We start from the raw sequence: 12,363 nt of genomic DNA on the forward strand, positions 1-12,363 counted from the left end.
CTGCCGGGGTGATCCGGATCGAGTTGGACGAGCCGACGCTGGCCCGTACCCGGATCGCCACCAGCCCGCTCTGGGAGGTGCTGACCAGCCTCTACCTGCTGAAGCGGCACCCCGGGGAGGTGCCCTGGCCGTACACCGGCTGGGCCCGGCACGCCCGACGGGTGCTGGCCGACCTGCCGGACCCGGCACCGGTCCGGGTGCTCACCGCCGCCGCCCGCGCGCCGGACTTCCTCACCCCGGTCCCGCCGTCGGCGGCCCCCACCCTGGGCGAGGAGCTGGCCGTGCTGCGCGCGACCCCCGCCGAGGTGATCGCCGAGCAGATTCCCCGCTACCACGACCCGGACGACCTGCCCGACTGGCTCCGCCCGTTCGTCGCCGACCGGCACGCCGCGCTGAACCGGCTCGCGGACGGGATCCAGGCGTACTGGGACGCGGCCATCGCGCCCTGGTGGCCGGCGATGCGGGCGGCGCTGGACGAGGAGGTGCTGCACCGGGCCCGGGCGCTCGCCGCCGACGGACCGGACGCCCTCCTGGCCGATCTGCACGAACGGGTGCGCTGGGAGCGGCCGGTGCTGACCCTGGTCAAGCCGCTGGAGCAGAGCTTCCGGGCGGTGGACCAGCGGTTGCTGCTGATCCCGCTGATCTTCTCGCGGGGCGCGTTGACCTGCTCCACGGACCATCCGGAGGTCGTCGCGGTCTCCTACCAGGCGCGCGGGGCGGTGCTGCTCGCGGAGGGCGCCCCCGCCCCGGCCGGGCCGGACACCGACCGGCTGGCCGTCCTCGTCGGGCGGGGCCGGGCCCAGGTGCTGCGGGCGCTGACCCGGCCGGCGACCACCGCCGGGCTGGCCGCCACCCTGGGACTCGCCCCGAGCACCGTCTCGGAACACCTGACCGCGCTGGCGACCGCCGGCGTGGTGCACCGCCGCCGGGTCGGCCGACGGGTGCTGTACGGCCTCGAACCGGCCGGCCTGGCGCTGGTCGCGCTGATCGGCGCGGACCCGGCCACCGCCTCGGCCTGAGGATTCGGCCCACACCGAATTCGTTTCCCCGCCCCGCCCCGGCTCCCTAGATTCACCGGCATGAGCGAGTACGCGATCGAGGCGGCCGGGCTGCGGCGGACCTATCGCAGCCGGACGGGATGGTTACGACCCCAGCGCCGGGAGGTGGAAGCGGTCCGCGGCGTCGACCTGACGGTCGGCAACGGGGAGCTGTTCGGCCTGCTCGGACCGAACGGCGCGGGCAAGACCACCACCATCAAGCTGCTGAACACGCTGCTCATCCCGACCGCCGGCACCGCCCGGATCTGCGGCCACGACGTGGTCGCCGAGACCCGGGAGGTCCGCCGGCGGATCGGGTACGTCTTCGGCGGCGACCGGGGCCTCTACGACCGGCTCTCCGCCCGGGACAACCTGCGCTACTTCGCCGAGCTGTACGGGGTGCCCGGCCGCGAGCAGAAGCGGCGGATCGCCGAGCTGCTGGAGCTGGTCCGGCTCGACGGCCGGGAGGACGAGCGGGTCGAGGGCTATTCGCGGGGCATGCGGCAGCGGCTGCACATCGCCCGGGGTCTGCTGCACCGGCCCCGGGTGCTCTTCCTCGACGAGCCGTCGATCGGGGTGGACCCGGTGGCCGCCCGGGAGCTGCGGCAGACCGTCGCCGGGCTGGCCGCCACCGGCACCACCGTCCTGCTGACCACCCACTACATGGCCGAAGCGGACGAGCTCTGCGACCGGATCGCGGTGATCGCCGGTGGCACCATCCAGGCGCTGGGCACCCCGGCGCAGCTGCGCCACCACGCCGACGGCCGGCAGGTGCTGGAGGTCGAGGCGTACGGGGTGAGCGACGACCGGCTCGCCGTCATCCACGCCCTGCCGGGGGTGCGGGAGGCGAGCGTGACGGTGAGCGGGGCGGCGCAGACGGTGACCGTGCAGTCCGACGCGGGGGTGGACGTGCAGGCGGACGTGCTGCGAGCGCTGGACGGGGTCCGGCTGGGCCGGGTCACCGCCCGGCAGCCGACGCTGGAGGACGCGTACGTGGCGATCGTGAACCGGGTCGCCGCGGCGCCCCGACCGGTCGAGGCGGTGGCCGCGTGAGGACGCTGCGGATGCTCGCGGTCGGCGCGCTGCTGCACGCCAAGCAGCTCAGCCGGTCGCCGTTCGAGATCGCCACCGCGCTGATCGTGCCGGTGGTGCAGGCCACCCTGGCGGTCTATCTGTTCCGGGCCGGCGGCGAGCCGGGCCGCCTGCTGGAGGCGGCGGTCGGCGCGGGCCTGATGGGGGTCTGGTCGTCGGTGCTCTTCGGCTCCGGCGGCGCGATCCAGGGGCAACGCTGGCAGGGCACCCTGGAGATGATCATGCTGGCGCCGCGTCCGCCCGCCCTGGTCATCCTGCCGATCACCCTGGCCACCGCGCTCACCGGCACGTACGCCATGCTCGCCACGCTGCTCTGGGGCCGGCTGCTCTACGGCATCCCGTTGGAGTTCGCGCACCCGCTGCTCTTCCTGGTCGCGGTCCCCGGCTGCGTGCTCGGCCTCGGCATGTTCGGCCTCCTGCTGGCCTCCACGTTCGTGCTGATGCGCAACGCCAACGCGCTGACCAACACCCTCGAATACCCGATCTGGCTGGTCTCCGGGATGCTCGTGCCGCTGACCGTGCTGCCCGGCTGGACCGGCCCGATCGCCGCCGCGCTGCCCACCACCTGGGGCGCCCGCGCGGTCCGCGAGGCGGCCACCGGTGGGCCGGTCTGGCCCTCCCTCGGCATCTGCCTGGCGATCAGCCTCGGCTGCCTGGTGGTCGGCGCGCTGATGATGACCCACGTCGAGCGACGGGCCCGCGCCGCGGCGACCCTCGCCCTGGCCTGAGGAGACGACGATGACGGCACTCCTGCGGCTGATCGGTGTGGGCGGCGTGATCGCCTACCGGGCCCTGTTCAACTGGACCACCCCGGCGATGTTCGTCGGCTCGCTGCTGGTCGGCCCGATCTTCCAGCTGCTCTTCTTCGCCTACCTGGGCCGGCAGCTCGGCGTCGCCGACGACCGGTTCTACATCGTCGGCAACGCGGTGCTCGCCGCCTCGCTGTCCTGCGTCTTCGGCGGCACCATGGCGGTCGCCAACGAGCGGCGCTACGGCACCCTCGGGCACGTGCTGCTCTCGCCGCGCAGCCGCACCGCCGTCTTCCTCGGCCGGGTCCTTCCGTACGCCGGCAACGGCCTGCTGATCGCGGCCAGCACGCTGACCATCGGCTCGCTGCTGCTCGGTCTGCGGATGCCGGTCACGGTCCTGCCCGGCCTGCTGCTCACCCTGGCGGTGGGGGCGCTGTCCTGCGGCTTCTTTGGCCTGACCCTGGGTGCCCTCGGGCTGCGCTTCCGGGACGTGTGGGTGGTCTCGAACGTCTCGGTGGCGCTGCTGCTCCTGCTCACCGGGGTCAACGTGCCGGCCGCCGGCCTGCCGGGCTGGATGCGGATGGTGGGCGACCTGCTGCCGATCACCCACTCGGCCCGGGCCGCCCGCCGCCTGGTCGCCGGCGAGGGCTTCACCGCCGCCGCCCCGGCACTCGCCGCCGAACTCGCCGTCGGCCTCGCGTACGCGCTCCTGGCCGCCCTCCTCCTGAAGCTCTTCGAAGCCGAGAGCCGCCGCCGAGCCTCCCTAGACACCCTCTAACCCCACCCCCCTCTCCCACCCCTCCCCCCTCCCGGTGATCATGGGGTTGGCGGCAGTCAGGGAGATCGACATCGCCGTCAACTCCATGATCACCGGAGCGAAGGGGGGAGGGGTGGGGTGTGACGCGGGTCATGGCGGGGGGTGTCACGTTGGGGGGTGGGGTGGGCGTCGTGTGGGTGGACGACGACGAGGAGAGGGAGACGGTCATGGGTCGGATCGACATGGCGGCGGTCGCACCGGAGGGCTACCGGGCGGTGCTGGGGCTGGAGCGGTACGTCCGGGCGAACCTGGACCACACCGTGCTGGAACTGGTGAAGCTGCGGGCGTCGATGCTCAACGGCTGCGCGTTCTGCGTGGACATGCACAGCCGGGAGGCGCTGACGGCCGGCGAGTCGAGCCGGCGGCTCTTCGCCGTCGCCGCCTGGCGGGAGGCGCCCTTCTTCGACGAGCGGGAACGCGCCGCGCTGGCGCTCACCGACGCGGTGACCCGGCTCGGCGAGCACGGCGTGCCCGACGAGGTGTGGGACGCCGCGGCGAAGGTCTGGTCGGAGAAGGAACTCGCCGACCTGGTCGTCGCCATCGCGACAATCAACGTATGGAACCGGATCGCGGTCACCAGCCGGACCGAGCCGCCGACCGAAGGGTGAGCCGGGCCGGGGCGGCGCAGGCGGCCGGGGCGCTCACCGCGCACCGGCCGATGCTGCTCGGGCTGGCGTACCGGCTGCTGGGCAGCCTGCACGACGCCGAGGACGTGCTCCAGGAGGCTTACCTGCGCTGGCTCGACGTCGACCGGGACGCGGTCGCCGAGCCGCGCCGCTACCTGTCCCGGGTGGTGACCCGGCTGGCCCTGGACCGGCTGCGCGCCCGGCAGGCGGCCCGGGAGACGTACGTCGGCCCGTGGCTGCCCGAGCCGGTGCCCACCGGGCCGTCACCGTTCGGTCCGCTGGACACCGTCGAGCTGCGCGAGACGGTCTCCACCGCGCTGCTGCACCTGCTGGAACGGCTCACCCCGCCGGAGCGGGCGGTGTACGTGCTGCACACCGCCTTCGCCCTGCCGTACGCCGAGATCGCCGACCTGCTCGGCCGGTCCGTGCCGGACTGCCGCCAACTGCACCACCGGGCGGCGGCCCGGATCGCGGACGACCGGCGGCGTTTCACGGCGGGGCCGGACGAGCAGCGGCGGTTGCTCGACTCCTTCGTGGCCGCCGCGTGCGACGGCGACCTGGCGCGGCTGACCGGTCTGCTCGCGGCCGACGCCACCGCCTGGTCCGACGGTGGCGGCCGGGTCCGCGCGGCGCGTAACCCGCTGTCCGGCGCGGACCGGGTGGCCCGCTTCTTCGCCGGGGTGTACGGCCGCCGCCGGCCCGGGGTGCACGCCACGCCGATCGAGCTCAACGGCGCGCCGGCGCTGCTGCTGACCTGGCCGACCGGCGTCCGCTACACGCTCGGCGTCGCCGCCGCCGACGGCCGGATCACCGGCCTCTACCTGGTCGGCAACCCCGACAAGCTGACCCGGGTCCCGGGCTGAACGCCAGACGGCCCCGGCCCCACCACGGGGCCGGGGCCGTCGATCCGGACGTCAGCCCAGCTCAGGGAACCAGAGGGCGATCTCGCGCTTGGCGCTGTCGGTCGAGTCGGAGGCGTGCACCAGGTTCTCCCGGTTCGACAGGGAGAAGTCGCCACGGATGGTGCCGGCGGCGGCCTTCCGCCCGTCGGTGCTGCCGATCATGCCCCGGACCACCTCGATCACCTGGTCGCCGGAGAGCACCAGGGCGACCAGCGGACCACCGGTCATGAAGGCCTTCAGCGGCGGGTAGAACGGCTTGTCCACGTGCTCGGCGTAGTGCTGGTCGGCGAAGTCGCCGTCCATCGTCCGGGTCACCAGCGCGTCGATCCGTAGGCCCTTGCGCTCGAAACGGGCGAGGATCTCGCCGACCAGGCCACGGCGGACCGCGTCGGGCTTGATCAGTACGAGCGTGCGCTCGTCCGGGCTGTTGGACACGCTGGGTTCCTCCTGTGCGCACAAGGCGGTCGGGCTGGGTACGGTCAGCCTAGCGACCCGGTCCCGGCGCCGGCTCGGCGGCTGCTCTTTCCCTGGGTCGCCGATCCGGCCTAGCCTGGCCCTGACCCCTGGGAGGTCCACTGTGGCGAATGGCGGGAACCGACCCATCGCGCCGGTACGCAAGCTGATCGCCGCGGTGCTCGGCACCGTGGCGACCTTCATCGTGCTGTTCGGGTTGGGGATGACGAGCTGGGCGATCGTGGCGCTCGGCGTCGCGCTGCTGGTGCTGGCGGTGGCCCTGGCCACCGTGCGCGGCGGCGGACGCACCTGGGTGATCGGGGTGGGCCACGTGCACAGCGCCTCCGAGCCGCCCACCCAGTACGCGTTCGGCCGCTGCGAACTGCAACTGGTGCTCGACGCGCCCGGGCTGCCGCCCCGGTCCAAGAAGATCATCGAGCCGCGGGTGCCGGTCGCGAAGTGGCCGTCGCTCGGCCAGACCCTGCCGATCCGGGTCGCCCTGGACGACCAGCGGCACGTCCGGGTCCTCTGGGACGAGGTGCCCACGCACGCCGAGACCGCCGCCATGGCCGACCTCCCGCCGGAATACGGGGGCCCCGACCCGGTCGAGGAGATGCTCATCGCGCAGGAGGCCCCGCCGTGGGCGGACCGGCCGGAGGACGACTTCCGCGACGACCCGCCCGGCGCCGACCCGCTGGCCGAGGAGGTGACCGTGCTGACGGAGGAGCGGGAGCCGGTGGTGCTGCACCAGAGCCCCGGCGGGCGCGTGGTGCTGGAGGGCCAGCTCGTCGAGCAGCAGGCCCCCGGTCCGCTGCCGCGCCGCGCCGCGCCGTCCCCGCGCCCGCCCGCCGAGGAGCGGTTCGACACCGTACCGGTCGAGGCGATCGACGTGCCGCTCGACGAGCCGACCGCGGAGGCGCCCACCCCGGAGGAGCTGGACGAGGCCATCTTCGGGTCCACCGGCGACGAGCCGGTCGAGGTGGCCGGCCCGATCAGCGGGGTCGGCATCACCCTGCTGGTGACCGACCTGGACCGCTCCCTCGACTTCTATTCCGACCTGGGCTTCGACGAGGTGGACCGGGGCTCCGGCAACGCCGTCCTCGCCTCCGGGGCGACCCGGCTGGTGCTGCGGGAGGTGACCGGCGCCGCCCCGATCAGCCGCCGGCTGGTGCACGTCAACCTGGAGGTCGACGACATCCAGGCCGCGTACGAGCGGCTGCGCGGCACCGGCGTCCGCTTCACGTACGCCCCCCGGGTGGTCAACCGGGGCAGCAAGCTGGAGGTGTGGGCGGCGGCCTTCCGCGACCCGGACGGCCACGGCGTCGCCCTGACCCAGTGGCGCAGCCTCGCCGACGTGTAAGGAAGGGCCCCCTGTTAACGCCTGGCGTATAGCAGGGGGCCCCTGTTGACCGAGTGCGGGCTCAGCCGAGGATGACCCGGCGGACGTGCACGGCGTAGGCCCAGACCAGCGCGAAGATGACGCCCAGCACGAAGAGCGACCAGTGCAGCAGGCCGGAGAGCAGCAGCAGGCCCTGCAGGACCGTGCCGGCGTGCCACGCCCAGGCCCGGCCCATCAACCCGGCGAGCACCACGCAGCCGACGGCCAGCGCCACGATCGCGCCGATCGCCGCACCGCTGAGGTGACCGCCGACCACCCGGATCGGCTGGATGGCCAGCAGCAGCACCAGCGCCTCCAGGGCGAGGGTGCCGGCACCGAGCCCGCGGGCCGCCTTCTCCGGGTTCCGCAGCCCGGACCGCCGCTGTCCCGGCGCCGGTCCACCGGCCTCCGAGTTCCCGGCTTCCGGGGTCCCGGCCTCCGGGCCCTGCGGGTCGCCGCCGCCCGGGCGGTCCGACACCGGCCCGGTCATCGCTTCAGCAGCCGGCGGGCGTCGGCCACGGTCACCACCGAACCAGTGATCAGCACGCCCACCCCGGCCAGCTCGCCCGGTACGTCGTACTCGGCCTCGGCGATCGCGGCCTCGATGGCGTCCGGCATCTCCTCGGCGACCTGCACCCGCTCCGACCCGAAAACCTCCCGGGCCAGCTCGGCCAGCTCGTCGGCCGGCATCGCGCGGGGCGAGCTGTTGCGGGTCACCACCAGCGAGTCGAGCACCGGCTCCAGCAGCTCCAGCAGGCCGGCGGCGTCCTTGTCGCCGAGCACGGCGAGCACACCGACCAGCTTGCTGAACGCGAACTCCTCCTGGAGCGCGGTCACCGTGGCGGCCATCCCGTGCGGGTTGTGCGCGCCGTCCAGCAGCACCGTCGGCGCGCTGCGGACCTTCTCCAACCGGCCCGGTGAGCTGGTCGCGGCGAAGCCCTCCCGCACGGCCTCGATGTCGAGCTGCCGCTTCGCGCCGGCACCGAGGAACGCCTCGACGGCGGCGAGCGCCAGGGCGGCGTTCTGTGCCTGGTGGGCCCCGTGCAGCGGGATGAAGAGCTCGTCGTACACCCCGCCGAGGCCCTGGATGCTGAGCACCTGGCCGCCGACGGCGATCTCCCGGCGCAGCACGCCGAACTCCGCGCCCTCCCGGGCCACGGTGGCGCCGACTTCGGCGCAGCGTTCCAGGATCGGCCGGGCGGCCTCCTCCTCCTGCGCGGCGCAGACGACCGTCGCGCCGGCGTGGATGATGCCCGCCTTGTGCAGCGCGATGTCCTCGATCGTGTCGCCCAGCCACTCCGTGTGGTCCAGCCCGATCGGGGTCAGTACGGCCACCCCGGCCTGGAGCACGTTGGTGGCATCCTCGGCACCGCCGAGCCCCACCTCGACCACGGCGACGTCGACCGGCGCGTCGGCGAAGGTGGCGAACGCCAGCGCGGTGGTCATCTCGAAGTACGTCAGCGGCTCGGCGGAGCGCTCGTCGACCAGCGCGGCCAGCGGCTCCACCTCCCGGTACATGGCGACGAAACGCTCCTCGCCGACCGGCTCGCCGTCCAGGCTGATCCGCTCCCGGACGGTCTCCAGGTGCGGGCTGGTGTAGCGGCCGGTGTGCAGCCCGAAGGCCCGCAGCAGCGAGTCGATCATCCGGGCGGTCGAGGTCTTGCCGTTGGTCCCGGTGAGGTGGATCGACGGGTACGCCCGCTGCGGGCTGCCGAGCAGGTCGAGCAGCGTCTCGATCCGCTCCAGCTCGAAGTGCACACGGGTGAAGCCGCGCGCCCCCAGGGCGGCGTCGACGGCGGCGAACTCGGTGCGGTCGGTCATGCGGAGCCAACTTTCGTTCGCGACTGCGGGGCTCGCAACCCCGGCTCACTCCTCGCGCTCACGCGGAGCCAACTTTCGTTCGCGACTGCGGGGCTCGCAACCCCGGCTCACTCCTCGCGCTCACGAGGAGAGCGCCTCCAGCGCGGCGTCGATGCGGACCAGGTCCGCCTCGGCCACCGCGAGCCGGTCCCGGATCTTGGCAACCACCGGCTCCGGGGCCTTGCCGACGAACGCCGGGTTGTCGAGCTTGCCCCGGGCCTGCGCGACCTCCTTCTCGGCCGCCGCCCGGTCCTTGGTGAGCCGGGCCCGCTCGGCTGCCACGTCGATCGTGCCGCGGGTGTCCAGCGCGACGCTGACCTCCCCCGGCATGGCGAGGGTGGCGCTGGCCTGGAAGTCGTCCGCCGGGGCGTCCAGGCGGACCAGCGAGCGGATCAGCGGCTCGTGCGCCGCGATGCCCGCCGGGGCCAGCCCGTCGAGCCGGGCCGCGACCCGCTGGGTGGGGCGCAGCCCCTGGTCCGAGCGGAAGCGCCGGATCTCGGTCACCACCCGCTGGAGGGTGCCGACCTCGCCCTCCGCGGCGTCGTCGACTCCGGTACGGTCGGCCACCGGCCAGTCCGCCGTCATCACGCTCTCGCCGCCGGTCAGCGCGGTCCACAGCTCGTCGGTGACGAACGGGATCACCGGGTGCAGCAGCCGCAGCAGCTGGTCCAGCACGTGCCCCAGCACCCGGCGGGTGGCGTCCGCCGCCGGGCCGCCCTCGGCGAGCACCGGCTTGCTCAGCTCCACGTACCAGTCGCAGACGTCGTCCCAGGCGAAGTGGTACAGCAGGTCGCACACCTTCGCGAACTCGTACGCCTCGAACTGCTCGTCCACCTCGGCGGTGACGTGCGCCAGCCGGGACAGGATCCACCGGTCGACGGTCGACAGGGTGTCGGCCGCCGGCAGCGGGCCCTCCGTGTGGGCGCCGTTCATCAGCGCGAACCGGGTGGCGTTCCAGAGCTTGTTGCAGAAGTTCCGCGAGCCCTGGCACCACTCCTCGCTGACCGGCACGTCCTGGCCGGGGTTGGCGCCCCGGGCGAGGGTGAACCGGGTGGCGTCGGCACCGAAGCGGTCGATCCAGTCCAGCGGGTCGACGACGTTGCCGAACGACTTCGACATCTTCTTGCCGTGCTCGTCGCGGACCATGCCGTGCAGGGCCACCACGTCGAACGGCTGGACGCCGTCCATCGCGTACAGGCCGAACATCATCATCCGGGCGACCCAGAAGAAGAGGATGTCGTAGCCGGTGACCAGCACGCTGGTCGGATAGAACTTCGCCAGGTCCGGGGTGCGCTCCGGCCAGCCGAGCGTGGAGAACGGCCACAGGCCGCTGGAGAACCATGTGTCCAGGACGTCCTCGTCCTGGTGCCAGCCGTCGCCGGTGGGCGGCTGCTCGTCGGGGCCGACGCAGACGATCTCGCCCTCGGGGCCGTACCAGACCGGGATGCGGTGGCCCCACCAGAGCTGCCGGGAGATGCACCAGTCGTGCATGTTGTCGACCCAGGCGAAGTAGCGCTTGGCCAGCTCGGCCGGCTCGATCGTCACCCGACCGTCGCGCACCGCGTCGCCGGCGGCCTTGGCCAGCGGGGCGGTGTTGACGAACCACTGCAACGACAGCCGCGGCTCGACCGTGGTCTTGCACCGCGAGCAGTGCCCGACCGAGTGCTTGTACGGCCGCTTCTCGGCCACGATCCGGCCCTGCTCGCGGAGCGCGGCGACGATCGCCGGACGGGCCTCGTAACGGTCCAGGCCCTGGAACGGGCCGTGCGCGGTGATCACGCCCCGCTCGTCCATGATCGTCAGCGAGGGCAGGTCGTGCCGCTGGCCGATCTCGAAGTCATTGGGGTCGTGCGCCGGGGTCACCTTCACCATGCCGGTGCCGAAGCTCGGGTCGACGTGCTCGTCGGCCACGATCGGGATCCGCCGGTCGGTGAGCGGGACGGCCACCTCGGTGCCGATCAGGTGCCGGTACCGCTCGTCGTCGGGATGCACGGCCACGGCCGTGTCACCGAGCATCGTCTCCGCCCGGGTGGTGGCCACCACGACGTCGTCGCTGTAGCGGATCGAGACCAGCTCGCCGTCGTCCTCGGTGTGCTCCACCTCGATGTCCGACAGGGCGGTCAGGCAGCGCGGGCACCAGTTGATGATCCGGTTGGCCCGATAGATCAGGCCGTCGTCGAAGAGCTTCTTGAACATGGTCTGCACGGCCCGGGACAGGCCCTCGTCCATGGTGAAGCGCTCGCGGTCCCAGTCGACGGCGTCGCCGAGCCGGCGCATCTGGCCGAGGATCGCGCCACCGGACTCGGCCTTCCACTGCCAGACCCGCTCGACGAACTTCTCCCGGCCCAGGTCGTGCCGGGACAGCCCCTGGGTGGCGAGCTGCCGTTCGACCAGGTTCTGGGTGGCGATGCCGGCGTGGTCCATGCCGGGCAGCCAGAGCGCCTCGAAGCCCTGCATCCGCTTACGCCGGTTCAGGGCGTCCATCAGCGTGTGCTCGAACGCGTGCCCCATGTGCAGCGAGCCGGTCACGTTCGGCGGCGGGATGACGATGGTGAAGGGGGGCTTGTCGCTCTCCGCCGACGCCCGGAAGTGGCCGGCGGCTACCCACTGCTCGTACCGTCGCTGCTCTACCTCGCCGGGCTGGTACTGGCCGGCAAGGGTCGGGGCGTCGGGGCGTCGGGCATCCAGTCTCTCGGTCACCCTGAAAGTCTACGGAGCGCTTCCGGAGACCTGACGTGCGCCACCGGTAGTTCGCGTACGGTGGCGGACATGTCCGACGCGCACCTCACCGAGCGTCCGGTCGGGGACACGCCCGAGCCGGTCGAGCTGACCGACGAGCCGATCCGGCTGAGCATGCGCGAGCCGGACGACGGGCCGGAACGGAAGCCGAGGTCCCGCCGCGGGCGGGTCGTCCTGGCCTTCGCCCTCGCCGCCGGGCTCGCCGGTGCCGGGGCGTTGGCCGCCGGCGGATGGCGGGTGCTCCAGCAGAAGGACACTCGGGTGGGCACCCCGGCGGCGGTCGCCGGGCTGACCCGGGACGACAGCGACCGGGCCCGCAGCACCGCCGACTACCTGCGGGACGGCTTCGCCGCCGACATCGACCTCGACCGGAGCTTCGGCACGGTCTACAGCGACCCGGCGGACCCGAAACGGTCCGTGCTGATCTTCGGTGGCACCACCCTGCTGTGGCAGCCGGAGCGGGACCTCGACAGCCTCTTCGGGCTGATGGCCGACGAGACCGGCAAGGTGACCGGGCTGCACGAGGTGACGGCCGGCCGACTGGGCGGCGTGATGAAGTGCGGTCGCACCGCGGGCGACGGTGGTGACTTCGCGGTCTGCGGGTGGGCCGACCACGGCAGCGTGGTGATCGCGATGTTCCCCGGCCGCTCCGTCGACGACTCCGCGACCTTGCTGCGCCGGCTCCGCGAGGGCATGCAGACCCGCTGACG

12 protein-coding genes are annotated in these 12,363 nt (G+C 73.4%); 8 read left to right on the forward strand and 4 right to left on the reverse strand.

Going from position 1 to position 12,363, the window contains the following annotated elements:
* The first annotated feature begins 8 nt into the window (after window positions 1-8).
* The 6 genes from MRQ36_RS33845 (at window position 9) to sigJ (ending at window position 5,184) form a co-directional block, all read left to right on the forward strand.
* Window positions 9-1,019, forward strand: a complete 1,011-nt coding sequence (locus MRQ36_RS33845) for an ArsR family transcriptional regulator (RefSeq protein WP_308194784.1) — start codon at window positions 9-11, stop codon at window positions 1,017-1,019.
* A gap of 60 nt (window positions 1,020-1,079) precedes the next feature.
* Complete coding sequence (locus MRQ36_RS06370; protein WP_242793751.1) at window positions 1,080-2,090, forward strand: ABC transporter ATP-binding protein; 1,011 nt, start codon at window positions 1,080-1,082, stop codon at window positions 2,088-2,090.
* Window positions 2,087-2,857 (forward strand): ABC transporter permease, encoded by a 771-nt coding sequence (locus tag MRQ36_RS06375; RefSeq protein ID WP_242793753.1) that lies wholly within the window; start codon window positions 2,087-2,089, stop codon window positions 2,855-2,857. Before MRQ36_RS06370 ends, MRQ36_RS06375 begins: the two co-directional genes overlap by 4 nt.
* Before the next feature lie 10 nt (window positions 2,858-2,867).
* Window positions 2,868-3,656: an ABC transporter permease gene (locus MRQ36_RS06380; RefSeq protein ID WP_242793755.1), complete on the forward strand. Its 789-nt coding sequence runs from the start codon at window positions 2,868-2,870 to the stop codon at window positions 3,654-3,656.
* A 206-nt stretch (window positions 3,657-3,862) separates the two neighbouring features.
* A complete protein-coding gene (locus MRQ36_RS06385) occupies window positions 3,863-4,303 on the forward strand; it encodes a carboxymuconolactone decarboxylase family protein (RefSeq protein ID WP_242800875.1) in 441 nt (146 codons plus the stop codon).
* Window positions 4,300-5,184 (forward strand): RNA polymerase sigma factor SigJ, encoded by an 885-nt coding sequence (gene sigJ / locus MRQ36_RS06390; protein WP_242793757.1) that lies wholly within the window; start codon window positions 4,300-4,302, stop codon window positions 5,182-5,184. Before MRQ36_RS06385 ends, sigJ begins: the two co-directional genes overlap by 4 nt.
* 51 nt (window positions 5,185-5,235) lie before the next feature.
* Here the strand turns inward: sigJ and ndk are convergent, their stop codons facing one another.
* The gene (gene ndk, locus MRQ36_RS06395; RefSeq protein WP_242793759.1) at window positions 5,236-5,658 is read right to left on the reverse strand and encodes a nucleoside-diphosphate kinase; all 423 of its coding nucleotides are present in this window, start codon (window positions 5,656-5,658) and stop codon (window positions 5,236-5,238) included.
* Between the two features lie 142 nt (window positions 5,659-5,800).
* Between ndk and MRQ36_RS06400 the strand changes: the two genes are divergently transcribed.
* Entirely contained in the window at window positions 5,801-7,036 is a 1,236-nt protein-coding gene (locus MRQ36_RS06400) for a VOC family protein (protein WP_242793761.1), read from the forward strand.
* Window positions 7,037-7,097: 61 nt separating this feature from the next.
* On the opposite strand, the gene MRQ36_RS06405 is transcribed toward MRQ36_RS06400, so the two are convergent.
* The 3 genes from MRQ36_RS06405 to MRQ36_RS06415 all read right to left on the reverse strand — a co-directional run bounded on the left by MRQ36_RS06405 (window position 7,098) and on the right by MRQ36_RS06415 (window position 11,614).
* Window positions 7,098-7,544 (reverse strand): DUF4233 domain-containing protein, encoded by a 447-nt coding sequence (locus MRQ36_RS06405; RefSeq protein WP_242793763.1) that lies wholly within the window; start codon window positions 7,542-7,544, stop codon window positions 7,098-7,100.
* Window positions 7,541-8,875 (reverse strand): folylpolyglutamate synthase/dihydrofolate synthase family protein, encoded by a 1,335-nt coding sequence (locus MRQ36_RS06410; protein WP_242793765.1) that lies wholly within the window; start codon window positions 8,873-8,875, stop codon window positions 7,541-7,543. The genes MRQ36_RS06405 and MRQ36_RS06410 overlap by 4 nt, the downstream gene beginning before the upstream one ends.
* A gap of 120 nt (window positions 8,876-8,995) precedes the next feature.
* Window positions 8,996-11,614 carry a valine--tRNA ligase gene (locus tag MRQ36_RS06415; RefSeq protein ID WP_242793774.1) on the reverse strand — a complete coding sequence of 873 codons (2,619 nt, stop codon included), beginning with the start codon at window positions 11,612-11,614 and terminating at the stop codon, window positions 8,996-8,998.
* Between the two features lie 69 nt (window positions 11,615-11,683).
* On the opposite strand from MRQ36_RS06415, the gene MRQ36_RS06420 reads away from it, so the two are divergent.
* Window positions 11,684-12,361: a hypothetical protein gene (locus MRQ36_RS06420; protein WP_242793783.1), complete on the forward strand. Its 678-nt coding sequence runs from the start codon at window positions 11,684-11,686 to the stop codon at window positions 12,359-12,361.
* Window positions 12,362-12,363 lie beyond the last annotated feature (2 nt).

Origin of the sequence: Micromonospora sp. R77 (assembly GCF_022747945.1) — a bacterium.
GTDB lineage: Bacteria > Actinomycetota > Actinomycetes > Mycobacteriales > Micromonosporaceae > Micromonospora.